General features: G+C 62.1%; 22 protein-coding genes and 2 tRNA genes. 16 read left to right on the top strand and 8 right to left on the bottom strand.

Annotated elements, in window-relative coordinates:
* Positions 1-2: 2 nt before the first annotated feature.
* On the bottom strand, positions 3-311 hold the full coding sequence (locus IAE34_RS21875) for a YhbY family RNA-binding protein (RefSeq protein WP_200141040.1): 309 nt from the start codon (positions 309-311) through the stop codon (positions 3-5).
* A gap of 102 nt (positions 312-413) precedes the next feature.
* On the opposite strand from IAE34_RS21875, the gene rlmE reads away from it, so the two are divergent.
* The 16 genes from rlmE to IAE34_RS21795 all read left to right on the top strand — a co-directional run bounded on the left by rlmE (position 414) and on the right by IAE34_RS21795 (position 16,415).
* Positions 414-1,040 (top strand): 23S rRNA (uridine(2552)-2'-O)-methyltransferase RlmE, encoded by a 627-nt coding sequence (rlmE, locus tag IAE34_RS21870; RefSeq protein WP_200141039.1) that lies wholly within the window; start codon positions 414-416, stop codon positions 1,038-1,040.
* 202 nt (positions 1,041-1,242) lie between these two features.
* On the top strand, positions 1,243-3,150 hold the full coding sequence (gene ftsH, locus IAE34_RS21865) for an ATP-dependent zinc metalloprotease FtsH (protein ID WP_200141038.1): 1,908 nt from the start codon (positions 1,243-1,245) through the stop codon (positions 3,148-3,150).
* A gap of 8 nt (positions 3,151-3,158) precedes the next feature.
* On the top strand, positions 3,159-4,010 hold the full coding sequence (gene folP / locus IAE34_RS21860) for a dihydropteroate synthase (RefSeq protein ID WP_200141037.1): 852 nt from the start codon (positions 3,159-3,161) through the stop codon (positions 4,008-4,010).
* A 17-nt stretch (positions 4,011-4,027) separates the two neighbouring features.
* Entirely contained in the window at positions 4,028-5,368 is a 1,341-nt protein-coding gene (gene glmM / locus IAE34_RS21855; RefSeq protein WP_200141036.1) for a phosphoglucosamine mutase, read from the top strand.
* Between the two features lie 66 nt (positions 5,369-5,434).
* Positions 5,435-6,190: a triose-phosphate isomerase gene (tpiA, locus tag IAE34_RS21850; protein WP_200141035.1), complete on the top strand. Its 756-nt coding sequence runs from the start codon at positions 5,435-5,437 to the stop codon at positions 6,188-6,190.
* A 4-nt stretch (positions 6,191-6,194) separates the two neighbouring features.
* Entirely contained in the window at positions 6,195-6,587 is a 393-nt protein-coding gene (gene secG, locus IAE34_RS21845; RefSeq protein ID WP_200141034.1) for a preprotein translocase subunit SecG, read from the top strand.
* 21 nt (positions 6,588-6,608) lie between these two features.
* Positions 6,609-6,694 (top strand) — tRNA-Leu (locus IAE34_RS21840).
* A gap of 99 nt (positions 6,695-6,793) precedes the next feature.
* Positions 6,794-6,870: transfer RNA gene (locus IAE34_RS21835), tRNA-Met, on the top strand.
* 130 nt (positions 6,871-7,000) lie between these two features.
* On the top strand, positions 7,001-7,459 hold the full coding sequence (rimP, locus tag IAE34_RS21830; protein ID WP_200141053.1) for a ribosome maturation factor RimP: 459 nt from the start codon (positions 7,001-7,003) through the stop codon (positions 7,457-7,459).
* Between the two features lie 59 nt (positions 7,460-7,518).
* On the top strand, positions 7,519-9,000 hold the full coding sequence (gene nusA, locus IAE34_RS21825; protein WP_200141033.1) for a transcription termination factor NusA: 1,482 nt from the start codon (positions 7,519-7,521) through the stop codon (positions 8,998-9,000).
* A 27-nt stretch (positions 9,001-9,027) separates the two neighbouring features.
* Positions 9,028-11,571, top strand: a complete 2,544-nt coding sequence (gene infB / locus IAE34_RS21820) for a translation initiation factor IF-2 (protein WP_200141032.1) — start codon at positions 9,028-9,030, stop codon at positions 11,569-11,571.
* A 118-nt stretch (positions 11,572-11,689) separates the two neighbouring features.
* Complete coding sequence (gene rbfA / locus IAE34_RS21815) at positions 11,690-12,088, top strand: 30S ribosome-binding factor RbfA (RefSeq protein ID WP_200141031.1); 399 nt, start codon at positions 11,690-11,692, stop codon at positions 12,086-12,088.
* 3 nt (positions 12,089-12,091) lie between these two features.
* Positions 12,092-13,009, top strand: a complete 918-nt coding sequence (gene truB, locus IAE34_RS21810; RefSeq protein WP_200141030.1) for a tRNA pseudouridine(55) synthase TruB — start codon at positions 12,092-12,094, stop codon at positions 13,007-13,009.
* Between the two features lie 148 nt (positions 13,010-13,157).
* On the top strand, positions 13,158-13,427 hold the full coding sequence (gene rpsO, locus IAE34_RS21805; protein ID WP_200141029.1) for a 30S ribosomal protein S15: 270 nt from the start codon (positions 13,158-13,160) through the stop codon (positions 13,425-13,427).
* Between the two features lie 258 nt (positions 13,428-13,685).
* Positions 13,686-15,791 (top strand): polyribonucleotide nucleotidyltransferase, encoded by a 2,106-nt coding sequence (gene pnp, locus IAE34_RS21800; protein WP_200141028.1) that lies wholly within the window; start codon positions 13,686-13,688, stop codon positions 15,789-15,791.
* 264 nt (positions 15,792-16,055) lie between these two features.
* The gene (locus tag IAE34_RS21795; protein ID WP_200141027.1) at positions 16,056-16,415 is read left to right on the top strand and encodes a BON domain-containing protein; all 360 of its coding nucleotides are present in this window, start codon (positions 16,056-16,058) and stop codon (positions 16,413-16,415) included.
* Between the two features lie 105 nt (positions 16,416-16,520).
* Here the strand turns inward: IAE34_RS21795 and IAE34_RS21790 are convergent, their stop codons facing one another.
* The 7 genes from IAE34_RS21790 to IAE34_RS21760 all read right to left on the bottom strand — a co-directional run bounded on the left by IAE34_RS21790 (position 16,521) and on the right by IAE34_RS21760 (position 26,166).
* A complete protein-coding gene (locus tag IAE34_RS21790; protein WP_200141026.1) occupies positions 16,521-19,457 on the bottom strand; it encodes a DUF748 domain-containing protein in 2,937 nt (978 codons plus the stop codon).
* A 78-nt stretch (positions 19,458-19,535) separates the two neighbouring features.
* Complete coding sequence (locus IAE34_RS21785) at positions 19,536-20,405, bottom strand: oxygenase MpaB family protein (RefSeq protein ID WP_200141025.1); 870 nt, start codon at positions 20,403-20,405, stop codon at positions 19,536-19,538.
* 134 nt (positions 20,406-20,539) lie between these two features.
* On the bottom strand, positions 20,540-22,204 hold the full coding sequence (gene pgi, locus IAE34_RS21780; protein ID WP_200141024.1) for a glucose-6-phosphate isomerase: 1,665 nt from the start codon (positions 22,202-22,204) through the stop codon (positions 20,540-20,542).
* 184 nt (positions 22,205-22,388) lie between these two features.
* On the bottom strand, positions 22,389-23,252 hold the full coding sequence (panC, locus tag IAE34_RS21775) for a pantoate--beta-alanine ligase (protein WP_200141023.1): 864 nt from the start codon (positions 23,250-23,252) through the stop codon (positions 22,389-22,391).
* Positions 23,249-24,049, bottom strand: a complete 801-nt coding sequence (gene panB / locus IAE34_RS21770) for a 3-methyl-2-oxobutanoate hydroxymethyltransferase (protein ID WP_200141022.1) — start codon at positions 24,047-24,049, stop codon at positions 23,249-23,251. Before panB ends, panC begins: the two co-directional genes overlap by 4 nt.
* Before the next feature lie 249 nt (positions 24,050-24,298).
* Complete coding sequence (gene folK, locus IAE34_RS21765) at positions 24,299-24,778, bottom strand: 2-amino-4-hydroxy-6-hydroxymethyldihydropteridine diphosphokinase (protein WP_200141021.1); 480 nt, start codon at positions 24,776-24,778, stop codon at positions 24,299-24,301.
* Positions 24,779-24,780: 2 nt separating this feature from the next.
* A complete protein-coding gene (locus IAE34_RS21760) occupies positions 24,781-26,166 on the bottom strand; it encodes a polynucleotide adenylyltransferase PcnB (RefSeq protein WP_200141020.1) in 1,386 nt (461 codons plus the stop codon).
* Positions 26,167-26,434 lie beyond the last annotated feature (268 nt).

The raw sequence follows: 26,434 nt of genomic DNA, 5'->3' as shown, positions 1-26,434 counted from the left end.
CATCACTTGTAGCGATGGATGTTGGACAACTGCTTGTTCGGCTGTGGATTCTTGCGGTAGATCAGCGCCTTCTTGCCAATGGTCTGCACCCGTTCGGCGCGACCGACCTTGCACAGTTCGTCAATCGTAGCAGCGCGCTCTTCGCGATCTTCCGAGCGGATCTCGATCTTGATCAGTTCGTGATCGGTCAACGCGCGCTCCAGTTCGGCGATCACGCCCTCGTTGACGCCATTTCCCGCGACGATCAGGACCGGCTTCAGGTCATGGCCAATGGACTTGTACTGTTTCTTCTGCTCGTTATTGAGCGGCATAATCTGACCCTTTTCGTCTGATTCTGTAAAATTGGTAGCCATTTTACCCGAGGGCCACTGGCTCCGCCCAGTCAATCACGACGCTAATCATCGAGGTGCCCCGTGGCGCAGCGTTCCAAAAGCAGCCATAACTGGCTCAGAGAGCATTTCAACGACCCCTTCGTCAAACAGGCACAGAAGGACGGGTACCGGTCTCGCGCCAGCTATAAATTGCTGGAGATCCAGGAAAAGGACCGGTTGATCCGCCCTGGCATGAGCGTGATCGACCTGGGCGCCGCGCCTGGAGGCTGGTCGCAGGTCACCAGCCGGCTGATCGGCGGGCAGGGGCGATTGATCGCTTCGGATATCCTGGAAATGGATTCCATCCCCGATGTCACGTTCATCCAGGGCGACTTCACCCAGGACGCCGTGCTCGAGCAGATCCTGCAGGCCGTCGGCGATTCCCATGTGGACCTTGTGATTTCCGATATGGCCCCCAATATGAGTGGTACGCCTGCCGTGGATATGCCACGCGCCATGTTCCTCTGCGAGCTGGCCCTGGACCTGGCAGCCCGTGTACTCAAGCCTGGAGGCGACTTTCTGATCAAGATCTTCCAGGGCGAGGGGTTCGACGTGTACCTCAAGGACGTGCGCAGCAAGTTCGACAAGGTACAGATGCGCAAGCCGTCGTCCTCCCGGGATCGCTCCCGGGAACAATACTTGTTGGCGCGGGGATACAAGGGTGAGTGAGCGGCAAGGCCCACGGTGGCCGATAGTAATTTCCAATCGGCCATGAAATCAGCAGCGTCCGAACTTCGTGTAGTCTAGGTTCACAAAGGGTTACAGACGGTGCCTGCGGATGCGCAGGTAATGTAGTAAGTTAGGGCGGTGATTATCATGCGAGGCACGGCTGCGTCGTGCGCCGACCTCAGAGGGTAGCTAATTGAACGACATGGCAAAGAATCTGATCCTGTGGTTGATCATCGCCGCCGTCCTGGTGACGGTGATGAACAACTTCTCCAGCCCTAACGAGCCGCAGACCCTCAACTATTCCGATTTCATCCAGCAGGTCAAGGAAGGCAAGGTCGAGCGTGTCACCGTCGATGGCGCCGTCATCACCGGCAAGCGCACCGACGGCGACAACTTCAAGACCGTTCGCCCGGCCATCGCCGACAATGGCCTGATCGGCGACCTGGTGGACAACCGCGTGGTCATCGAAGGCAAGCAGCCGGAGCAGCAGAGCATCTGGACGCAGTTGCTGGTCGCCAGCTTCCCGATTCTGGTGATCATCGCCGTGTTCATGTTCTTCATGCGGCAGATGCAGGGCGGTGCAGGCGGCAAGGGTGGCCCGATGAGCTTTGGCAAGAGCAAGGCTCGCCTGCTTTCCGAGGATCAGGTCAAGACGACCCTGGCCGATGTCGCCGGTTGCGACGAAGCCAAGGAAGAAGTCGGCGAGTTGGTCGAGTTCCTGCGTGATCCGGGCAAGTTCCAGCGCCTGGGCGGTCGCATCCCCCGCGGCGTACTGATGGTCGGCCCGCCCGGTACCGGCAAGACCTTGCTGGCCAAGGCGATCGCCGGCGAGGCCAAGGTGCCGTTCTTCACCATCTCCGGTTCGGACTTCGTCGAGATGTTCGTCGGTGTGGGTGCCAGCCGTGTGCGCGACATGTTCGAGCAGGCCAAGAAGCACGCGCCGTGCATCATTTTCATCGACGAGATCGACGCGGTCGGCCGTCACCGTGGCGCCGGCATGGGCGGCGGTCATGACGAGCGCGAGCAGACCCTCAACCAGTTGCTGGTGGAGATGGACGGGTTCGAGATGAACGATGGCATCATCGTCATCGCGGCCACCAACCGTCCTGATGTGCTCGACCCCGCGTTGCTGCGTCCTGGTCGCTTCGACCGCCAGGTGGTGGTCGGCCTGCCGGACATTCGTGGCCGCGAGCAGATCCTCAAGGTGCACATGCGCAAGGTGCCGGTCAGCGAGAACGTCAATGCTGCCGTCATCGCCCGCGGTACGCCTGGCTTCTCCGGTGCCGACCTGGCCAACCTGGTCAACGAGGCGTCGCTGTTCGCCGCTCGGGCCAGCAAGCGTCTGGTCGAAATGAAGGAGTTCGAGCTGGCCAAGGACAAGATCATGATGGGTGCAGAGCGCAAGACCATGGTCATGTCCGAGAAGGAGAAGCAGAACACGGCCTACCACGAGGCCGGTCATGCCATCGTCGGGCGTATCGTTCCCGAGCACGATCCTGTCTACAAGGTCTCGATCATCCCGCGCGGACGCGCCCTGGGTGTGACCATGTTCCTTCCGGAAGAAGATCGCTACAGTCTGTCCAAGCGCGCATTGATCAGCCAGATCTGCTCGCTGTACGGCGGCCGTATCGCCGAAGAAATGACTCTGGGCTTCGATGGCGTCACCACCGGTGCCTCCAACGACATCATGCGCGCCAGCCAGATCGCCCGTAACATGGTCACCAAGTGGGGATTGTCCGAGAAACTCGGGCCGCTGATGTACGCCGAAGAGGAGGGCGAGGTATTCCTGGGGCGCAGCGCCGGCAGCCAGCAGTCCAGCGTGTCGGGTGAAACGGCCAAGCTGATCGATTCGGAAGTGCGCAGCATCATCGATCACTGCTATGCCACGGCCAGGCAGATCCTCACCGACAACCGCGACAAGCTCGACGCGATGGCCGAGGCGCTGATGAAGTACGAGACCATCGATGCCGATCAGATCGACGACATCATGGCTGGCCGCGCCCCGCGCGAACCGCGTGACTGGGACAACGACGCAGGCACCTCGGGTACATCGGCTGCCCAGGGGGACCGTCCCGAGTCGCCGATCGGTGGTCCAGCGGCTCAACACTAAGGGTTTCCATGTCCCTCCAGCAGTATCCGACCCGGTTGCCATGTGGCAACCGGGTTCTTGATTTGTCCCGTACCCATGTCATGGGTATTCTCAATGTCACCCCAGACTCCTTTTCCGACGGCGGGCGCTTCGACCAGCGCGACGCCGCGTTGCGTCATGCGCAGTCCATGGTCGACGCGGGCGCGACCCTGATCGACGTGGGTGGCGAGTCCACTCGGCCAGGCGCCCGTGTGGTATCGGCGGCCGAGGAGCTGGAGCGCGTGGCCCCGATCGTCGAGGCCATCGCCAGTCGGCTGGACGTGATCGTCTCGGTCGATACCTCCACGCCTGTGGTGATGCGCGAGGTCGCCCGGCTGGGCGCCGGCCTGATCAACGACGTTCGCGCGCTGGAGCGTGACGGCGCGCTGGCCGCAGCGGCAGAGACAGGCTTGCCCGTGTGTCTGATGCACATGCGCGGCGAGCCGGGTAACATGCAGGATGACCCGCGCTACGACGACGTCACCGCCGAGGTGGCACGGTATCTCGAGCAGCGCATGGCGGCCTGCGCAGCGGCGGGGATCGAGGCTGAACGCATCGTGCTCGACCCCGGTTTCGGCTTCGCCAAGACCCTGGCGCACAACCTGAGCCTGTTCAAGCACATGCAGGCGCTGCATAGCCTGGGGCGCCCGATTCTGGTGGGTGTGTCACGCAAGAGCATGATCGGCCTGGCGCTCGACCGCCCGGTCGGTGAGCGTCTGTACGGCAGCCTGGCGCTGGCGGGGTTGGCCATGACCATGGGAGCGCGCATCCTGCGCGTGCATGACGTGGCCGAGACCGTCGATGTGGTACGCATGATCGCCGCTGTGCAGAACGCCGAATAAGAACGTTTGGAGACCCTATGAGCAGGAAATACTTTGGTACCGATGGTATCCGTGGCCGCGTCGGCGAATTCCCGATCACCCCCGACTTCATGCTGAAGCTCGGCTGGGCGGCGGGCATGGCATTTCGCAAGCAGGGCCATTGCCGAGTTCTCGTGGGCAAGGACACGCGAATTTCCGGTTACATGTTCGAGTCGGCGCTGGAAGCCGGTCTTTCTGCGGCAGGCGCGGATGTCATGCTGCTCGGGCCCATGCCCACCCCGGCCATCGCCTACCTGACGCGCACGTTCCACGCCGAGGCGGGGATCGTCATCAGCGCTTCGCACAACCCCCACGACGACAACGGCATCAAGTTCTTCTCGGGCAACGGCACCAAGCTGCCGGATGAAGTGGAGTTGATGATCGAGGAGCTGCTGGATCAGCCGATGAGCGTGGTGGAGTCGAGCAAGCTCGGCAAGGTGTCGCGCATCAACGATGCGGCTGGGCGCTACATCGAGTTCTGCAAGAGCAGCGTGCCCAGCAGCACCGACTTCGCCGGCCTCAAGCTGGTGGTCGACTGCGCCCACGGCGCGACCTACAAGGTCGCCCCCAGCGTGTTCCGCGAGTTGGGTGCCGACGTCACGGTGCTCAGCGCTCAGCCCGACGGGCTGAACATCAACGAGAACTGCGGCTCCACACACATCGAGTCGCTGCAGGCCGCGGTGCTGGTGGGGCATGCCGATCTGGGCATCGCCTTCGACGGTGACGGCGACCGGGTGTTGATGGTCGATCACACGGGTGCCATCGTCGATGGCGACGAGTTGCTGTTCATCATCGCCCGCGACCTGCAGAACCGCGGCAAGCTGCAAGGCGGCGTGGTGGGTACGTTGATGAGCAACCTGGGCCTGGAGTTGGCACTCAGGGACCTGGATATCCCATTCGCGCGCGCCAAGGTCGGCGATCGCTATGTCATGGCCGAACTGCTCGAACGCGAGTGGCAACTCGGTGGCGAGAATTCCGGGCACGTGGTGTGCTGCAATCACACCACCACGGGCGATGCCATCATTGCCGCGCTGCAGGTCCTGATGGCGCTCAAGCGCCGCGGTGAAACCCTTGCCCAGGCGCGTCAGACCATTCGCAAATGCCCTCAGGTGCTGATCAATGTCCGCTACGGCGCAGGCAGTGGCGATCCGCTGGAGAATCCTGCGGTGCAGGATGCCAGTGCGAAGGTGACGGAGGCCATGGCGGGGCGCGGGCGCGTGTTGCTGCGCAAGTCCGGCACCGAGCCGCTGGTGCGGGTGATGGTCGAAGGTGACGATGAAAACCAGGTGCGCGGCCATGCCGAGGCTCTGGCCAAGGTGGTTGCCGAAGTTTGTGCCTGAAAGACGCTTGCCAGCGCGATTCTGGTTGGGTAAGATCTGCGCCCACTTTGACCGACGAGGTAGAGCATGCGTCGCCCCATGGTAGCTGGTAACTGGAAGATGCACGGTACCCGCGCCAGCGTCGCTGAGCTGAGCCTGAACCTGAAGAATCTGGTTCTTCCGGGAAGTGTCGAAGTGGCGGTGTTTCCGCCGGCATTATTTATCGAGCGTGTGCTTGAGGAATTGGCCGACAAAGGAATCGTCGTTGGAGCACAGAATTCTGCAGTACAGCCCGAACAGGGCGCGCTGACCGGCGAAGTTTCACCGAGTCAGTTGGCCGAAGTCGGTTGCAAGTTGGTGTTGATTGGCCATTCCGAGCGCCGCCAGATTGTCGGTGAAACGGATGAAGTGATCAGCCGAAAGTTTGCAGCGGCTCAGGCGGGTGGATTGAAGCCGGTACTTTGCGTGGGGGAGACCCTAGAAGAGCGCGAGGCTGGCAAGACGCTCAAAGTGGTTGGGCGGCAACTAAGCAGTATTACCGATGCATTGGGTATTGCTGCCTTTGCCAATGCTGTCGTCGCTTATGAGCCTGTCTGGGCCATCGGCACGGGTTTGACGGCCTCGCCACAGCAAGCTCAGGATGTGCATGCCGCCATCCGGGCTCAGCTGGCGGCGCTGGACGCTGAAGTTGCAGCCAATGTGCAGCTTCTCTACGGCGGTAGCGTGAAGGCGGCCAATGCGGCCGAACTGTTCGGCATGCCGGATATTGATGGGGGGCTCATTGGTGGAGCATCCCTGAACGCAGACGAATTCGGTGCAATTTGTCGCGCCGCAGGAAACTGAACATATGCTGGAAACAGTCGTAGTTGTTTTTCATCTGTTGGCTGCACTGGCGCTGGTGGCGCTGGTATTGATGCAACAGGGTAAAGGTGCGGAAGCAGGTGCATCTTTCGGCGCAGGCGCTTCGAATACTGTGTTCGGAAGTCAAGGTTCTGCTACCTTCCTGAGTAAATTCACTGCTATACTTGCTGCCACTTTCTTTTTGACTGCACTTGGGTTAGGATACTTCGCCAAGCAGCAGGCACACCAGCTGACTCAAGCCGGTTTGCCAGATCCAGCGGTACTGGAAGTCAAAGAGCAAAAGCCGGCAGTCAATGATGATGTACCGGTGCTCCAGGAACAGAAGAGTGATGTTGCCCCGAAAGGTGATGTTCCATCTTCGACCGAAGAGCAGAAGTAACGGGTTTCAAGTTGTAAAATTGCCGAGGTGGTGGAATTGGTAGACACGCAACCTTGAGGTGGTTGTGCCCATAGGGTGTAGGGGTTCGAGTCCCCTTCTCGGTACCAATTGAAGCATGAAGGCCCGCTTTGCGCGGGCTTTCTTGCAGGTGCAAGTCGGATTGACCCAGTAGCGGGTTCGGTCTTATACTTGCGCCCCAGCTTTGTCGCGGGGTGGAGCAGCTTGGTAGCTCGTCGGGCTCATAACCCGAAGGTCGTTGGTTCAAATCCAGCCCCCGCAACCAGTATTAGCGGAGCCCCTTTTCAGGGGCTTTTTGCTAGCTGGACAGTTCTTCGCGTCGTTGTTCAACGGCGCTTTCAGGGATGGGCGCTTCGCCCATTTTTTATTTGCACAGCATGCACGAGGGGGTTCAGGTGTCGAGCAAGCTAGAACAGTTGCAGGCCTTGTTGGCCCCGGTTGTCGAGGGTCTGGGCTATCAGTGCTGGGGGATCGAATACGTTTCCCAAGGCAAGCACTCGGTACTGCGCATCTATATCGACAAGGACGGCGGGATCCTGGTGGACGACTGCGAAGCGGTCAGCCGCCAGGCCAGTGCCATCCTCGACGTCGAAGACCCGATCAGCAGTGAATACACCCTCGAGGTGTCCTCTCCAGGCATGGACCGCCCGCTGTTCACACTGGAACAGTTTGCTTCGCATGCGGGCGAGCAAGTGAAGATCAAGCTGCGTACGCCTTTCGAAGGGCGGCGTAACTTCCAGGGCCTCCTCCGCGGTGTGGAGGAACAGGACGTGGTGGTTCAGGTGGACACCAACGAATTCCTGCTGCCGATCGACTCGATCGACAAGGCCAATATTATTCCCAGTTTTGACTGAGACGTGCCGGGCCCGGTGCACATTCCGGGCCTAATGGCTTGCGCAAGGCGAGGCGTACGATGAGCAAAGAAGTACTGCTGGTTGTTGAATCGGTATCCAACGAAAAGGGTGTACCGCCCGGCGTCATTTTCGAAGCGCTCGAGGTGGCGTTGGCCACCGCGACCAAGAAGCGGTTCGAAGACGAGGTCGATCTGCGTGTGGAAATCAACCGCCACACCGGTAGCTATGAAACTTTCCGTCGCTGGACCGTGGTCGACGAAAACGATCTGGACGATCCGGCGATCGAGACCTGGCTGGACAAGATCAAGGATACGCATCCGCAAGCCAAGATCGGCGACGTGATCGAAGAGAAGATCGAGTCCATCGAGTTCGGCCGCATCGCTGCCCAGACCGCCAAGCAGGTCATCGTGCAAAAGGTCCGCGAGGCCGAGCGCGCCCAGGTGGTCGACGCCTACCGCGAGCGTGTCGGCGAGATCATCTCCGGCACCGTGAAGAAAGTCACCCGCGACAACGTCATCGTCGACCTGGGCAACAATGCCGAGGCGCTGCTGGCCCGTGAAGACATCATCCCGCGCGAAACCTTCCGAGTCGGCGTGCGCTTGCGCGCGCTGCTGAAGGAAATCCGCACCGAGAACCGCGGTCCGCAGCTGATCCTGTCGCGCACCGCGCCGCAGATGCTGATCGAACTGTTCCGCATCGAGGTGCCGGAAATCGCCGAAGGGCTGATCGAGGTGATGGCGGCCTCCCGTGACCCGGGATCGCGGGCCAAGATCGCCGTGCGCTCCAAGGACAAGCGCATCGACCCGCAAGGCGCCTGCATCGGCATGCGTGGTTCGCGTGTACAGGCCGTTTCCGGCGAACTGGGCGGCGAGCGCGTCGATATCGTCCTGTGGGACGAGAACCCGGCGCAGTTCGTCATCAACGCCATGTCGCCGGCCGAAGTCGCGGCGATCATCGTCGATGAAGATGCCCATGCCATGGACATCGCTGTCGCCGAAGACAACCTGGCCCAGGCCATCGGTCGTGGCGGTCAGAACGTTCGCCTGGCCAGTCAGCTGACTGCCTGGACACTGAACGTGATGACTGAAAAGGATATCCAGGCCAAGCAACAGGCTGAAACAGGTGACATCCTGCATAACTTCATCGAGGAACTGGAGGTCGACGAAGAGCTGGCACAGGTGCTGGTCGACGAAGGCTTCACCAACCTCGAAGAAATTGCTTACGTACCGTTGGAAGAAATGCTCAACATCGATGGCTTCGACGAGGAAATCGTCAACGAGCTGCGTGCTCGTGCCAAGGACCGTTTGTTGACCAAAGCCATCGCTACCGAAGAAAAACTGGCAGACGCCCATCCGGCCGACGACCTGCTCTCCCTCGAGGGCATGGACAAGGATCTGGCGGCGGAACTGGCGGTGCGCGGCGTGGTTAACCGCGAAGACCTGGCCGAGCAGTCGATCGACGACCTGCTCGACATCGACGGCATCGACGAAGAGCGTGCCGGCAAGTTGATCATGGCCGCCCGAGCCCACTGGTTCGAGTAATTAGGCGCGGCCTGAGGAGAGAAGTGCATGACGCAAGTCACGGTGAAAGAACTGGCCCAAGAGGTCGAGGCACCGGTAGAGCGCCTGCTGCAGCAGATGCGTGAGGCAGGTCTGCCGCACACCGACGCCGGTCAGGTAGTGACCGACAATGAGAAGCAGGTTTTGCTGACTCATTTGAAGAGCAGCCACAAGAGCAAGGCGGAAGAGCCACGCAAGATTACCTTGCAGCGCAAGACCACCAGCACCCTGCGTGTCGCCGGTAGCAAGAGCATCAGCGTAGAAGTACGCAAGAAGAAAGTATTCGTGCAGCGCAGCCCGGAAGAGATCCAGGCCGAGCAGAAGCGTGAAGCCGACGAGCGCCGTGCTGCCGAAAACGCCGCGCGCGAGAAGGTCGAGGCCGAAGTTCGCCAGCGCAACGAAGAGCAGGCACGCCGTCAGGCCGCCGATGCTCCCGCCGCGCCCGCCGCTGCCCCCGCCGCGCGCGTCGAATCCGCACCTGCTGCCCAGCCTGTCGTGGCCGAGGCGCCGGTGTCCGAAGACGCCGCTGCCCGCGCTGCCGAGCGCAAGAAGGACGAAACCCGTCGCAACGAAAGCCGCGGCCGTGACGACGATCGTCGTGGTGGTGCTGGCGAGCGCCGCGGCGAGGCGCCGCGCGTGTCCATCAAGGTCAAGGTCAAGGAGAAGGAAAAAGCGCCGACTCCACGTGCTGCTCCGCGCACCACGGACGAAGAAAGCGATGGGGCACGGCGTGGTCGTGGTGGCAAGGGCAAGCTGAAGAAACGCAATCAGCATGGTTTCCAGAGCCCGACCGGCCCGGTCATTCGCGACGTCAGCATCGGCGAGACCATCACGGTTTCCGAGCTGGCCCAGCAGATGTCGGTCAAGGCCGCCGAAGTGGTCAAGTTCATGTTCAAGCTGGGGACTCCGGTCACCATCAACCAGGTGCTCGACCAGGAGACCGCTCAGCTGGTCGCCGAAGAGCTTGGCCACAAGGTCAAGCTGGTCAGCGACACTGCCCTGGAAGACTCCCTGGCCGAATCGCTGAAGTTCGAAGGTGAAGCCGAGTCCCGCGCGCCGGTCGTGACCGTCATGGGTCACGTCGACCACGGCAAGACCTCGCTGCTGGACTACATCCGTCGTGCCAAGGTCGCCGCAGGCGAGGCCGGTGGTATCACCCAGCACATCGGTGCGTACCACGTGGAAACTGACCGAGGCATGGTCACCTTCCTCGATACCCCGGGCCACGCCGCGTTCACCCAGATGCGTGCCCGTGGTGCCAAGGCCACCGACATCGTCATCCTGGTGGTGGCGGCGGACGACGGCGTGATGCCGCAGACCAAGGAAGCCGTTCAGCATGCCAAGGCTGCTGGCGTTCCACTGGTCGTCGCGGTGAACAAGATCGACAAGCCGGGTGCCGACCTCGATCGCATCCGTAACGAACTGGCCGTCGAAGGCGTCACCTCCGAGGACTGGGGCGGTGAAACCCCGTTCGTCAAGGTTTCGGCGAAGATGGGTACCGGTGTCGACGAGCTGCTCGAAGCGGTGCTGCTGCAGGCCGAGATTCTCGAGTTGACCGCTACGCCGACCGCGCCGGGTCGTGGTGTCGTCGTCGAGTCGCGCCTGGACAAGGGCCGTGGTCCGGTGGCCACCATCCTGGTTCAGGACGGTACGTTGCGCCAGGGCGACATGGTCCTGGTCGGCTCCAATTATGGCCGCGTGCGCGCCATGCTGGACGAGAACGGCAAGCCCGTGAAGGAAGCCGGCCCGTCGATTCCGGTCGAGATTCTCGGCCTGGACGGCACGCCCGAAGCCGGTGACGAGATGTCCGTGGTCGCCGACGAGAAGAAGGCGCGTGAAGTGGCCATGTTCCGTCAGGGCAAGTACCGCGAGGTCAAGCTGGCCCGTGCTCACGCCGGCAAGCTGGAAAACATCTTCGAGACCATGGGTCAGGAAGAGAAGAAGACCCTCAACATCGTGCTCAAGACCGACGTGCGCGGCTCCCTGGAAGCGCTCCAGGGCTCGCTCGGCAGCCTGGGCAACGACGAGGTTCAGGTTCGCGTGATCGGCGGCGGCGTCGGTGGTATCACCGAAAGCGACGCCAACCTGGCACTGGCTTCCAATGCGGTGCTGTTCGGCTTCAACGTGCGTGCCGATGCCGGCGCGCGCAAGATCGTCGAGCAGGAAGGTCTGGATATGCGTTACTACAACGTGATCTACGACATCATCGAGGACGTGAAGAAGGCCCTGACCGGCATGCTCGGCAGCGATGTTCGCGAGAACATCCTGGGTGTGGCCGAGGTGCGTGACGTGTTCCGTTCGCCGAAGTTCGGCGCCATCGCTGGCTGTATGGTCATCGAGGGCACCGTGTACCGCAACCGTCCGATCCGCGTACTGCGCGAGGACGTGGTCATCTTCGAGGGCGAACTGGAATCGCTGCGTCGCTTCAAGGACGATGCTGCCGAAGTGCGTAACGGCATGGAGTGCGGTATCGGCGTCAAGAGCTACAACGACGTCAAGGTCGGGGACAAGATCGAAGTCTTCGAGAAGGTCCAGGTTGCTCGTACCCTTTAAGGTGCGGGCTTGGCCACCGTCCTGCCGCGCTGCGGTGGGGCCGGCCTCTGCAGGCAGCGCCCGGTCAGGCTCAAGCGTCTGACCGGGCGTTTGCCGCTTCAAGATACAGGTAGCAAGAATGGCAAAAGAATACAGCCGTACCCAACGTATCGGTGACCAGATGCAGCGCGAGCTGGCCGATCTGATCCGCCGTGAAGTCAAGGATCCGCGCGTCGGCCTGGTGACCATCACCGCGGTCGATGTCAGTCGTGACCTCGGTCATGCCAAAGTCTATATCACCGTCATGGGTGAGGAAGGCAGCGATACCGTGGCGCAAACGCTCAAGGCCCTGAACAGCGCAGCCAGCTTCCTGCGCCTTCACCTGGGACGCGCCATGCAACTGCGCAGTGTGCCGCAGCTGCATTTCCATTTCGATGAGAGCGTCAGCCGGGGCGTACACCTGTCGGCCCTCATCGAACGTGCGGTGGCCGAAGACCGCCTGCACAAGGACGCCGACGAGCTGGACGCCAAGGAGTAAGCGGTGGCCCAGGTCAAACGCATCCGCCGCAATGTCAGCGGCATCATTCTGCTCGACAAGCCTCTGGGCTTCACTTCCAACGCTGCCTTGCAGAAGGTGCGTTGGCTGCTCAACGCCGAGAAGGCCGGCCACACCGGCAGCCTGGATCCGTTGGCCACGGGCGTACTGCCGCTGTGCTTCGGTGAGGCGACCAAGTTTTCCCAGTACCTGCTCGATTCCGACAAGGGCTACGAGACGGTCATGCAACTGGGGCAGACGACCAGCACGGCCGACGCCGAAGGCGAAGTCCTGCAGAGCCGCGAAGTGACCGTTGGTCGTGCGGACATCGAGGCCGTTGTTCCGCAGTTTCGCGGCGAGATCCGCCAGATTCCGCCGATGTACTCGGCGCTCAAGCGCGATGGACAGCCACTGTACAAGCTCGCTCGCGCTGGAGAGGTAGTGGAGCGCGAGGCGCGTTCTGTTACTATTAACCGGCTGGAGCTGCTCGAATGCGAAGGCACCCGCGCGCGCTTGTCGGTGGGTTGCAGCAAAGGCACCTATATTCGCACCCTCGTGGAGGATATCGGTGAGGTTCTGGGCTGTGGGGCTTACGTTGCTGAATTGCGACGCACTCAGGCCGGACCTTTCATGCTGGCGCAGACGGTCACGCTCGAGACGCTCGAGCAGGCTCACGCCGAAGGCGGCAACGAGGCGCTCGATCGCTTCCTCATGCCCTCCGACAGCGGGTTGCAGGACTGGCCATTGGTGTTGCTGTCCGAGCACAGCGCATTCTACTGGCTCCATGGCCAACCGGTGCGGGCGCCCGACGCCCCGCAGTTCGGCATGGTGCGAGTACAGGATCACACAGGTCGCTTCATCGGGATCGGTGAAGTGAGCGAGGACGGGCGCATCGCGCCGCGTCGACTGATTCGGTCGGAATGACCGAAACCGCAGGGCAGGGCTTCGGTCAGGTCTTGCGGGTACGAGGATGGCTGTCAGTAGGCACGGTCACCCCTCTTTTATTCATACAGGGAGAAATCCCTGGCCTATTGGACCCCGTTCGCGGGATCCGTTTGATTGGAGAAGCCAGATGGCCCTCAGCGTCGAAGAAAAAGCTCAGATCGTTACCGACTATCAGCAAGCCGCCGGCGATACCGGTAGCCCGGAAGTGCAGGTTGCTCTGCTGACCGCCAACATCAACAAGCTGCAAGGCCACTTCAAGGCCAACGAGAAAGACCACCACTCCCGTCGTGGTCTGATCCGTATGGTCAACCAGCGTCGTAAGCTGCTGGATTACCTGAAGGGCAAAGACACCACCCGTTACAGCGCCCTGATCGGTCGTCTGGGCCTGCGTCGCTAATAGCGGCTCGGCCAGTGGTGTGCATGGCGTTGCGCATGCATGGGAGGCGCTGCCTGGCAGCGCTATCCCTGGGAACGCCAGGCGTATCTTCGAGGTTGGCAGTCTGCTGCCGTCGTGCGTGATGTACGCCCGGCGCTCAGGCTCCCAGCCTCGTGTTGTATCTGGACGGCCGATGGAGACGACGCTCCTCACCGCCCCCCTATTCGCAAGATCTCGTATTCCAAGTTCCCCCAAGAGCCACTGAAAAGGTAGGAAACCGTGAACCCGGTAATCAAGACGTTCCAGTTCGGTCAGTCGACCGTCACTCTCGAAACGGGCCGCATCGCCCGTCAGGCCACCGGCGCCGTGCTGGTCACCATCGACAACGATGTCACCGTGCTGGTGACCGTGGTCGGTGCCAAGCAGGCTGATCCAGGCAAGGGCTTCTTCCCGCTGTCCGTGCACTACCAGGAAAAGACCTACGCTGCCGGCAAGATCCCAGGCGGTTTCTTCAAACGCGAAGGTCGTCCTTCCGAGAAAGAAACCCTGACCTCGCGCCTGATCGACCGTCCGATCCGTCCGCTGTTCCCGGAAGGGTTCATGAACGAAGTGCAGGTCGTCTGCACCGTGGTTTCCACCAGCAAGAAAACCGATCCTGATGTCGCGGCGATGATCGGCACCTCCGCCGCCCTGGCGATTTCCGGTATTCCATTCGAAGGCCCGATCGGCGCTGCACGCGTTGCCTTCCACGAAAGCACCGGCTACCTGCTGAACCCCACCTACGAGCAACTGCAGGCTTCGAGCCTGGACATGGTCGTGGCCGGCACCGAGACTGCCGTGCTGATGGTGGAGTCCGAAGCCAAGGAGCTGACCGAAGACCAGATGCTGGGCGCCGTGCTGTTCGCCCACGATGAGTTCCAGGCTGTCATCAAGGCCGTCAAGGAGCTGGCTGCCGAAGCGGGCAAACCGACCTGGGACTGGCAGCCTGTGGCCGCCAACACCGAATTGCTCGACCGCGTGCGCGGCGAGTTCGGCGAGGCCATTTCCCAGGCCTACACCATCACCCAGAAGGCTGATCGCTACAACCGCCTGGGCCAGCTGCGCGACGAAGCCATCGCCCGTCTGTGCAACGAAGAGACCGGCCCGACCGCCGGCGCCATCAAGGACATCTTCGGTGAGCTGGAATACCGCACCGTTCGCGAGAACATCGTCAACGGCAAGCCGCGTATCGACGGTCGCGACACCCGCACCGTGCGCCCGCTGAACATCGAAGTCGGTGTACTGCCCAAGACCCACGGTTCGGCATTGTTCACCCGTGGCGAGACCCAGGCGCTGGTCGTAGCGACCCTTGGCACCGCTCGCGACGCTCAACTGCTCGACACCCTTGAAGGTGAGAAGAAAGACGCCTTCATGCTGCACTACAACTTCCCGCCGTTCTCGGTTGGTGAGTGCGGTCGCATGGGGGGCGCTGGTCGTCGTGAAATCGGTCACGGCCGTCTGGCCCGTCGCGGCGTCCAGGCCATGCTGCCGAGCGACAGCGAGTTCCCGTACACCATTCGCGTGGTGTCGGAAATCACCGAGTCCAACGGTTCCAGCTCCATGGCGTCGGTGTGCGGTGCCTCCCTGGCACTGATGGACGCTGGTGTGCCCATGAAGGCACCGGTGGCCGGTATCGCCATGGGTCTGGTCAAGGAAGGCGACAAGTTCGCGGTCCTGACCGACATCCTGGGTGACGAAGACCACCTGGGCGACATGGACTTCAAGGTAGCCGGTACCGCCAAAGGCGTCACCGCGCTGCAGATGGACATCAAGATCAACGGCATCACCGAAGAGATCATGGAAATCGCCCTGGGCCAGGCCCTGGAAGCGCGCCTGAACATCCTCGGCCAGATGAACCAGATCATCGCCCAGTCGCGTACCGAACTGTCGAGCAATGCGCCGACCATGATCGCCATGAAGATCGACACTGACAAGATTCGTGACGTCATCGGTAAAGGCGGCGCCACCATTCGTGCGATCTGCGAAGAGACCAAGGCCTCGATCGACATCGAGGATGACGGCTCGATCAAGATCTTCGGCGAAAGCAAGGAAGCGGCAGAAGCGGCCAAGCAGCGCGTGCTGGGCATCACCGCCGAGGCCGAGATCGGCAAGATCTACGTGGGCAAGGTCGAGCGTATCGTCGATTTCGGCGCCTTCGTCAACATCCTGCCGGGCAAGGACGGTCTGGTGCACATCTCCATGCTCAGCGACGCTCGGGTCGAGAAGGTAACCGACGTACTGAAGGAAGGCCAGGAAGTCGAAGTACTGGTGCTGGACGTGGACAACCGCGGGCGTATCAAGCTGTCGATCAAGGACGTCGCTGCCGCCAAGGCATCGGGTGTCTGAGCCTGACTGGCGCTGACTGAGAGAGGACCTCTACGGAGGTCCTTTTTTTATGTCTGCGAAAAGCCAGGCGGTCCTTGCATCTTGCATGCGATTTTCTTGCGGGACTTGCAAATTGCACGAATTGGTCAGATTGTGTTTTTTATTAAGCTATTGATATATATAGTTTTTTAAGAATTCTGAAAGCTGGCACAGCCCCTGCAACTACCTCATTACCTGCTGCCAGGAACCGAGGCGCAGATCTTTCGATAAACAGGAGTGACCCATATGAAGAAGTTCGCTATTGCTGCCGCTGCTGCTACCGCTCTGACTATGTCCATGGCTAGTGCCGTGTTCGCTGCTGAAGCGACTCAAGCCCCGGTAATGCTGGCTTCCAACCAGCCAGCAGCAGATGCCAAGCAAGAAACCGTGGACACTTGGATCACCACCAAGGTCAAGGCCGACCTGCTGACCGAGAAAGGTATTCCGGGCTCCGATATCAAAGTCGAAACCACCCATGGCGTGGTCGCCCTGTCCTCCAAGGATGGCGTCACCCTGACTTCGACTCAGAAAGAAACCGCTGTAGCAATCGCCAAAAAGATCAAAGGCGTGAAGAGCGTTACCGCTGAAGCACTGAAGGCTCAGTAAGTCTTAGTGCTAGGCCCGATGGAACGGGCCAGATAAAAGAAAGCCCTGGCCATTGGCCAGGGCTTTTTAGTTGGTTAGGGGACAGCTAGTCGGTTTGTTCGGCATTCACTCCGCGTCCAGATGCATCGGTGTCACCACCCACCCACTCTTCTGCGCTTGTCCAAGGGACGTGTCGATGAAGTACACCCGGTCGTCTTCCAACTTGCCTTTTTCCACCAGGTAGTCTTTGATGCTGCTGGCCCGGTCCTGAGCCAGGGTCCGCAACAGTGCCGTACTTTGTGCCCAGGATTGAATGACTGCATCGCGCAGCTTGCCGGTGCGCTCGTCGCGGCCGAGCTTTTCCCACTCCGCAGGCGGCTGTTGTTTGAGGCGTGTACGGTAGATGCCTTCCAACATGGCAGGCTTGTCACCGTCATCCACCTTGAGCAAGGACGCATTGGCCGGCACCTTGTCGCCGCGGCGCTGCAGAATCTTGTACCAGGTGGTCTGGTATTCACGCTCCAGGCGCTCTTGTGCGATCAAAGGCCCATCGCTGCTCTGAGCGCTGGTGCCTTCGATCTCGAGCTTCAATTCAGGCCGCTGCTTGAGCGCGGCGGCCAGTTTGTCCAGATCGGCCTGGGCACCCGTGCTCAGCTCGCTGGTGCCAGGCGCGAAGGACACCGTGCCCAGATCCTGAGAACCGCCGCCGGCGATCAACCCTCCGATGAATTTGAACGGTGCCTGGGCGGCCCGCAGCACCAGATTGCGCATCGTCTGCCAGACGATGGGCATGACGCTGAACTGGGGATTGTTCAAGTCGCCCGCCACGGGCAGCTCGATGGAGATCCTACCCTGGGTGTCCTTGAGCAAGGCAACGGCCAGACGAATCGGCAGATCCACGGCGTCGGGACTGTCGACCCTCTCGCCCAGTTGCAGTTGTTCGACCACCACCTTGTTTTCGGCCTTGAGTTGACCTTTGGTGATGACGTAATGCAGGTCCAGATCCAGACGTCCCTTGCGGATGCGATAGCCGGCGAACTTGCCGGAATAGGGCGTCAGGGTGGTCAGCTCGACTCGACGGAAACGCGTGGCGATGTCCAGGCTGGCCATTGGATCGAATGGATTGAGCGCCCCTTTGATGGTGACTGGCGCGTAGCGGTCGACCTTGCCTTGCACGTCGACCTTGGCCGGCTGTGACTGGCGATTGTCGAGAGTGCCGATCTGGCCGTTGAGTTGTTGCACGGCAGTGGCGAAGTTCGGCGTGAGCGTCAGGTCGGCGAAGTTGGCCGAACCGTCGTCGATGTCGATCCGACCGATACGGATGCCCAGGGGTTTTTCATTGCCACTGCGTGCCGGCTTGGTTTGCGGGCTGGGCTGTGTGTCCTTGGGTTGTGGGATCAGCAGGTCGTCGATGCTGGTGGTGCGGTCTTCGTTGATGATGAAGCGTGCGTAGGGCTGCTCCAGGGTGACTTTGTCGATGGTCAGCGCATCGCCGTGCACATAGGAGAGGCCATCGACGTTGACCTGCTGCCATTTTACGAAGTCGCGGCTTTTGATGGTGTCGAGGGTATGCAGTTGGTTGACCTGAGCCTTGCCGGTGATGCTGAGCGCCAGCGGCTCGGTGCTTTTCAGGTTCACGTCCAGATCGCTGGCGAGCATGCCGCTGCGCAGCTCCAGGCGGATGAACGGACTGATGTAGGCCTGGGCCACCCGCAGATCGATGTCCTGTGTGCTGACATGCAGCTTGGCCGAGACCGGTGCCAGATTCACCTGGCCTGACGCCTGAAGCTTGCCCTGACGGCCCACACCACTGTCCAGCTTCAGCGTGAAGGGCGTCTTGTTGAGGCTGTCGAAGCCTTTCAGGTCGAGATTGAGCGGCCCGACGTCGAGGTCTACAGGTTCGGCGCGGCTACGATCGGCCAGGTGGATCAGGTAGTTGCGCGCCTGTACATCCTTGAGCAGTACCTGCCAAGGCTTGGCTGGCACTTTGGGAGTGGGCGCATCGGTACGCGCGGCCACTGCGGCGGGTTCGGCCTGGGGCTTGGACGTGGCCTTGTCCGGCGAACTGGCGAACAGCTTCTGCCAGTCGAGCTGGCCGTCACGTTCCAGCGCCGCCCAGGTCTCGAGTTTGTCGCTGCGCACCTTGCCGACGATCACTCGCTGCTTGGCCAGGTCGACCGAGGTGTCACTGATCTGCAGGTTGGCCAGGCGTGCCAACTGGCGACCATCCGGCGCCTTGATGGCGAACGGCGCGATGCGTAGCGAGGCCTTGTCCAGTAGCAGCTCGGTATTTTCGGCCAGGTTCAGGCTGTAGTGGGTGTCTAGACTGAGCGTGCCATTTTCCAGCACCAGTGGCACGGCGTCGCGCACGTAGGGCCAGAACAGCTTCATCTTGCCGTCGGTGATCTTCAACGTGCCTTGCGAGGCGATCGGCGACAGGCTCAGGTTGCCGGTCCAGTCGATACGGCCGCCGTTCGGCCCATTGGCCACCAGGGTCATGTCGGCGCTGTCGTCCGGCAGGGTGCTGAGGTTCTTCAGCTCCAGGTTGAGCGAGTCGTAGAGAAACTCGATGGGCTCGCTGGGACGCTGGTCCTCGAAATGCAGATAGCCTTCGCTGAGCTTGATGCTGGCGATGCGCAGCGGGAACGGCTTGCCGGGCGCTTCGTCCGGCTTGGCCTCGCTGGCAGGCAGGTTGAACAGGTGGGACAGGTTGAGCGTGCCATCCTTGGCGAACAGCAGTTCGGTGCGCGGCTTGTCCAGCTCGACGGCCTCCAGGCGCAGTGCTCCGGTCCACAGGCTGGCGAGCGACAGGTTGGCGTAGAGACGCTCGAAGCCGACCTGCTCCTTGCCCGGTTCACCGATCTGCAGCCCCCATAGGGTCAATTCCAAGGTGAAGGGGTTGAGCTCGACGCGTTGCAGATGGGCCGGCACGGTAGCGTAGTGGGCCAGTTGCTGATTGGCGATACGCAGGGCGATGCCAGGGAGGATGAAAAAGCCGAGCAGGCTGTACAGGGCCAGGAGGGCCAGCAGGGCGCCAATGGCGCGGATCAATCCTTTGGGCATGTGCAGGCGTCATCTGTCGCGAACGGAGGTGCCTTGGAGTATGGCACGGCTCATCGGTTCCGAAACATCCGGCTATTCCTACAGCAGGCCCATGCGCCGCCGAGCGCGGAGTGCGGAGCCATCACGCAACGCCCAACGCATCACCGGCGCCACGCCCTTCACGCCCAGGCGTAGCAAGTGCCGCTGCAGGGTCCCCTGGCGCTGGCCCAGCAGGTCTCTGGCCCAATCAGGCAGTAGTTCGATGCCGGCGTGCAGCATCAGCGTGCCGGCTGGCTGCGTCAGGCGACTGGGCGCCGGTGCGGCCAGGAGCACCTGCAGCACTTCCAGGCTGCGGGCATCGCATTGCAACTGGGCACGCATGCCTTGCAGATACTCGTCGACCTGCTGGCACGACTTGGGCACGTTGCGTGCGCCCAGCCGCTCGGCGATCAGGGCGATTTCAGCGTAGTAAGCGTCTTGTGCGCCTGGGGGCAGGTGAGGGTTGCGGTAGCGCAGGTGAGCGCTCAGGAAGCTGCTGACCTCAGCGACATGCACCCAGGTGAGCAGGTCCGGGTCACTGGCCGCATATGGCCGTCCGTCCGCTGCGGTACCGACCACCTGCAGATGGATCCGCCGCACCCGCTCGATCAACCACTGGGCATCCCGGGTCGAACCGAAGGTCGTGCCGGAGATGAACTGGCTGGTGCGACGCAGGCGACCGAGCAGATCCTCGCGGAAGTTGGAATGGTCCCATACTCCGGCCAGCGCCAAGGGATGCAGCAATTGCAGCATCAGTGCGCTGATGCCCCCGATCAGCATGCTGGGAAAGTCGCCATGGACCTGCCAGCTCATGCTTTCGGGGCCGAACAGCCCAGGGTCGCCCTTGGGTGACTCCAGGTCGAGCTGGCCGAGGGCGAGCCCGGTCATGCTCATGAGTTGGGTTTCGAGGCGACGACGCAAGGCGAACATGATGACCTGCACTGGCCACAACGGGACCTTTGGAAAAGCGCGGGCCGATTCTACCAGTGCAGCCCTACGTCAGGGTTCACAGGCTTCGCTTGGTGTAGAACGCCCCGGTCACAGCCGGGGCGTAACCAGGCGCATCAGCCGCGATGACGTCCACGGAAGTAGTTGATCAGGCCCTGGGTCGAGCCATCCTCGGCGCTTTCTTCCTGGCTTCCTACCAGACGCTGATAGACCCCTTTGCCCAGCTCCTTGCCCAGCTCGACGCCCCATTGGTCGAAGGCGTTGATGCCCCAGATCACGCTCTGCACGAACACCTTGTGCTCGTACATCGCCACCAGCGCACCGAGTCGCCGTGGGCTGATGCGCTCGACCACCAGCGTGTTGCTCGGGCGGTTTCCAGGAATCACCTTGTGTGGCGCGAGCCTTTCGACATCGGCTTCGTTCAGGCCCTTGGCGCGCAGCTCGGCTTCGGCTTCATCGCGAGTCTTGCCAAGCATCAGTGCCTGGCTTTGCGACAGGCAGTTGGCATACAGCCACTGGTGGTGGTCGGCGACCGGATTGAAGCTGACCACCGGTACGATAAAGTCCGCCGGGATCATCTGGGTGCCTTGGTGCAGCAACTGATGGTAAGCGTGCTGACCATTGCAACCGACGCCGCCCCAGATCACCGGCCCGGTTTCGGTCTTCACTGCTGTACCATCGGTCAGCACGCTCTTGCCGTTGGATTCCATGTCCAACTGCTGCAAGTGCTTGGTGATGTTGCGCAGGTAATGGTCATAGGGCAGGATCGCGTGGCTGCTGGCTTTCCAGAAGTTGCCGTACCACACGCCGAGCAAGGCCAGCAGTACCGGCATGTTCTTGTCGAACGGCGCGGTCTGGAAGTGCTGGTCCATGGTGTAGGCGCCGGACAGCAGTTCCTTGAAGTTGGCGGTGCCGATGGCCAGGGCGATCGGCAGGCCGATGGCCGACCACAGCGAATAGCGTCCGCCGACCCAGTCCCACATCGGGAAGATGTTCTCCTCACGAATCCCGAAGGCCACCGCCGCCGTCTTGTTGCTGGAGACGGCGATGAAATGCCGATACAGCTCAGCCTCCGAACCGCCCTGGGCCAGGTACCAGGTGCGCGCGGCCTGGGCGTTCTTCAGCGTTTCCAGGGTGTTGAACGACTTGGACGAGACGATGAACAAGGTGGTCTCGGCGCGCAGCTTGGCCGACAGCTCGTGGAACTCGCTGCCATCGATATTGGCCAGGTAGTGGCAACGCACGCCGCGCTGGGCGTAGGGCAGCAGCGCCTCGGAAACCAGTTCGGGGCCGAGGAAGGAGCCGCCGATACCGATATTGACCACGTCGGTGATGGGTTTTTCGCTGTAGCCGCGCCACAGCCCATCGTGAATGCGTCCGACCAGCTCGGTGATCTGGTTGAGCACCTTGTGCACTTCGGGCATCACGTTCACGCCGCCCACGTTCAGCTTGTCGCCGACCGGGCGACGCAGTGCGGTGTGCAGCACCGGGCGGCCTTCGGATCCGTTGATGATCTCGCCACTGAACATGGCCTTGATCGCATCGGCCAATCCGACTTGCTGGGCCAGGTCGACCAGCAGGTCGCGGGTCTGTTCGGTGATCAGGTTCTTCGAATAGTCCAGGAACAGGCCGCAGCTGCTGAGCGAGAAATGCTCGAAGCGTAGTGGGTCGGCGGCGAAGGCTTCACGCATGCTGAATCCCTGCATGGCTTGGCGGTGCTGTTCGAGCGCTTGCCAGGCGGGGAGGGCCGTCACATCGTGGGGAGTGCGGTAATACGCCATTGCGGGTAGTTTCCTTCAGGCATGATCTGGCTTGGACACTGGCACTCATTGCCAGTTGCAAGAAAAGGCCATTATAGGCATTGGTCCGCCGACGGGAATGGCTGGGGATGTGGCCAGAGATGAAATTTTCCAGGCTCACCTGGAGGACGGGCCGACGGTCGAGGCCGCCGAGCCCGCGAGAGCATCAGGCCGTAGGCTCGTCCAGATGCAGGTAGAGGTTGTCGATCAGGCGCGTGCTGCCCAGGTAGGCCGCGCCCAGTATCACCAGATCGCGATCGTCGAACCGTGCCGGTTGCAGCGTGACGGCGTGGCGCAGCTCCAGGTAGTCCGGACGCAGAGCCGCCGCCGCCAGTTGCGCCTTGCCTTCGTCCAGCAGCGTGGGGAAATCGCGTCGCCCGCGTTGCAGGCTCTGTGCCAGATCGTTAAGCGTGCGATAGAGCGCGGGCGCCACGGCGCGCTGTTCAGGGCTCAGGTAGCCGTTGCGTGAGGACAAGGCCAGGCCGTCTTCGGCACGTACCGTCGGCTCTCCAATGATCTGGATAGGCATGTTCAGGTCCCGCACCATGGCGCGGATGACTGCCAGTTGCTGGTAGTCTTTTTCTCCGAACACAGCCAGGTCAGGTTGGACCATGTTGAACAACTTGTTCACCACCGTCGCCACCCCTTCGAAATGGCCGGGTCGGCTGGCGCCACACAGGCCCTCGGAAAGGCCTGGGACACTCACCCGTGTCTGCCCGCCCATGCCCTGGGGATAGATGTCCTCCACCGTCGGGGCGAACAGCAGATTGCAGCCGGCCTGCAGCAAGGTCGCCTGATCGGCGACGAGCGTGCGAGGGTACTTGTCCAGGTCCTCGCCCACACCGAACTGCAGGGGGTTGACGAAGATGCTGGCGACCACGAAATCGGCGCGCTGTGCGGCCTTGACCACCAGGGCTGCGTGGCCGCTGTGCAGGTTGCCCATGGTCGGCACGAAGGCGATTCGCTTGCCTTCGCCGCGGGCACGCGCGATGGCGGCGCGCAGTTCTCGAACGGTCTTGACGGTATTCATGCGCTGAACCCATGTTCGGGGGCAGGGAAGGTCGTGTCCTTGACCGCCTTGACGTAAGCGGACAAGGCGCTGGGGATGTCCGGCTGGTCGGCCATGAAGTTCTTCACGAACCTGGGTACCCGACCGCTCAACGACAGGCCGAGCATGTCATGCAGCACCAGCACCTGGCCGTCGGTGCCGCTGCCGGCGCCGATACCGATCACCGGAATGCTCACGGCCTGGGCGATCTCGCTGGCCAATGCACTGGGCACGCACTCGAGCAGCAGCATGGCCGCGCCGGCCTGTTCCAGCGCCACGGCATCGGCACGCAGTCGTTGTGCCTGGGCGTGTTCACGGCCCTGCACCTTGTAGCCGCCGAGTACGTTGACCGTCTGTGGGGTCAGACCCATGTGCGCGCACACCGGCACGCCGCGATCTGCCAGCAGGCCAATGGTCTCGGCCAACCACGCAGCGCCTTCGACCTTGATCATGTGCGCCCCGGCGCGCATCAACTGGGCACAGTTGGCGAAGGACTGCTCGAGGGTGGCATGGGCCATGAACGGCAGGTCGGCCAGGATCAGCGCGCCCTGGTTACCGCGCTTGACGCACGCGGTGTGGTAGGCCATCTCGGCAATGGTCACCGGCAAGGTGCTGTCATGGCCCTGCAGGACCATGCCCAGCGAATCGCCGACCAGCAGCACTTCGACGCCCGCCTGGCTGGCAGCCTTGGCGAAGGTGGCGTCGTAGCAGGTGAGCATGGTGATTTTCTCGCCCTTGGCCTTCAGGCCGTGCAGGGTGGTGAGGGTGATGTCAGGCATGTAGCGAGATCCTCGTTCAGGCGCCGTGAAAAACGACTGCGTTCAACGCGTGTATTCATCTTCCGGAGCGGCACATCATCGGGCGTGATGTTCGGGTCACAGGGCTGTCCGGGCCTAAATGGGTGGGTGCGGCCGACAGGCGCCGCGGGACGCCTATAGTCGTGAGCGGGTTGGGCGAAGTCAATGACCCTGTTACCGCATTGTTACGCCTTGGGTGACACTTGCGTCACCCCAAGACGAGCGGCCGGCTCACAGTCGCTCCAGTCCGACGAATGGGCAATCCTGGAGCAGTTGGGCAAGGCGACGACCGTCTGCCAGAACGAAATCGGCGTCTACCAGCTCTGCCAGAGGGTAGAGCACGAAAGGCCGGGCGTGGAGGTGGTAATGGGGGACTTTCAGGCGCGGGACATCGATGACTCGATCACCGAACAGCAGCAGGTCGAGGTCCAGCGTGCGCGGCCCCCACCGCTCCTTGCGCACGCGGCCCTGATCGTTCTCGATCTTTTGCAGGGCATCGAGCAAGGCTAGGGGTTCGAGCCCGGTGTCCAGCGCTGCCACCGCATTGGTGTAGCGCGGTTGGCCCGCAAGCAGAGAATCGCTGCCGTACAGGGCCGAGCTGGCGACCAGGCGCGTCGATTCGACTCGGTCCAGGGCCTGCAGTGCGCAACGCAGTTGCGCGTCGGGCGCGTCGAGGTTGCTGCCCAGACCGATGTAGGCGCGTACCGTCATGTTCAGTCGGACGCGCCGTCGCCGCCGGACTTGCGTTTGCTGGGGCTGCGCTTGCGCTTGCGCGGGGCGGCCGCGCTGTCGTCACGGCTGCCCAGCTCGCGGATCATGTCGCGACGCTCGCTGTCGTTAGCCTCTTGATAGTCGGTCCACCATTGGCCGAGATCGTCGGTCGCTTCCCCAGCGCTCTCGCGCAGCAGCAGGAAGTCGTAACCGGCGCGGAAGCGCGGATTGTCCAGGAGCATGTCGGCGCGTTTGCCGCTGCGGCGGGGCAGGCGCTCCTGCATGTCCCAGATTTCACGGATCGGCAGGGTGAAGCGCTTGGGAATCGCGATGCGCTGGCACTGTTCGGCGATCAGGTCATGGGCGGCTTCGTTCAGCGCCGGAATAGGCGGTACTCCCTGGCTCTGCAGGAACAGCGAGCGAGCCGGAAGCGCCGGCCAGAGCAGCGCCGCGAAGAGAAACGCGGGGGTCACCGGCTTGCCCTGCTCGACGCGCAGGTCAGTGTTGCTCAGCGCCTGGCTGATCAAGGTGTGGGTGTAGGTCGGGCGCTCGTCCAGGGCCTGGGCGCTGGCGGGGAACAGCGGCTCGAACAGCTCCAGGTCGACCAGCATCTCGAAGGCGATCGCGCCCTGGCCCGACAGGAACAGCTTGAGCACTTCCTCGAACAGCCGTGCCGGCGGGATCTCGCGCAGCAGCTTGGACAATTGGCGGATCGGCTGCACCGTGTGCTTCTCGATGCCGAAGTCCAGCTTGGCCGCGAAGCGCACGGCGCGCAGCATGCGCACCGGGTCTTCCTGATAGCGATGGGTCGGATCGCCGATCAGCCGCAGCAGGCGGTTGCGAATGTCGTGGAGGCCATTGGCGTAGTCGAGGATGCGCTCGTTGACCGGGTCGTAATAGAGCGCATTGATGGTGAAGTCACGGCGCTGGGCATCGTCTTCGAGGGTGCCGTAGACGTTGTCGCGCAGGATTCGCCCGCTGGCGTTGTGCGAGGACCGGTGACTGTCGCCCTGGTCTTCTTCGCTGTGGTGGGCGCGGAAGGTGGCGACCTCGATGATGTCGCGGCCGAAATGGATATGGACCAGCTTGAACCGCCGACCGATGATCCGGGCGTTGCGGAACTCGGCGCGCACCTGTTCGGGCGTGGCGCTGGTGGCGACATCGAAGTCCTTGGGCGTGATGCCCAGCAGCAGGTCGCGTACGCAGCCGCCCACCAGGTACGCCTGGTAGCCCGCGCTCTGCAGGCGCTCGACGATGCTCACGGCGTGGCGGCTGAACTGGCTGCGTTGCAGCGAGTGCTGGTTCTGGTTGATCACCTCGGGCGTGGTGCGCCTGTGGTGCTGACCACCGAGGGGAGGACGGAACGACTGGAACAGCTTCTTCAGCATGGGATGCACTGTGTGAAGGAATGTTCGGCCAAAGCTAGGAGAATGGCCGCATGATGGCGGGGGATTCTAGCATTTACTGTCGGGATGGTGTAGGCGGTGCCGTCAAGGGAATTCCGGCAGCGGAGAAACGACATGGGGAGCCAAGGCTCCCCATCAAGTCGTTGCGTGCTCTTATTGTTGTATTTCGGGCTTCTTGTTTTTGTCAGGTGCCCTGTCCATAGGCTGCAAAGCCATGGAAACCCCCATTCGGGGGTGAAGAGCAAACGGA

The organism is Pseudomonas sp. S30 (assembly GCF_016518545.1).
Classification (GTDB): Bacteria; Pseudomonadota; Gammaproteobacteria; order Pseudomonadales; family Pseudomonadaceae; genus Aquipseudomonas.
This window is presented reverse-complemented; position numbering and strand designations above follow the sequence as displayed.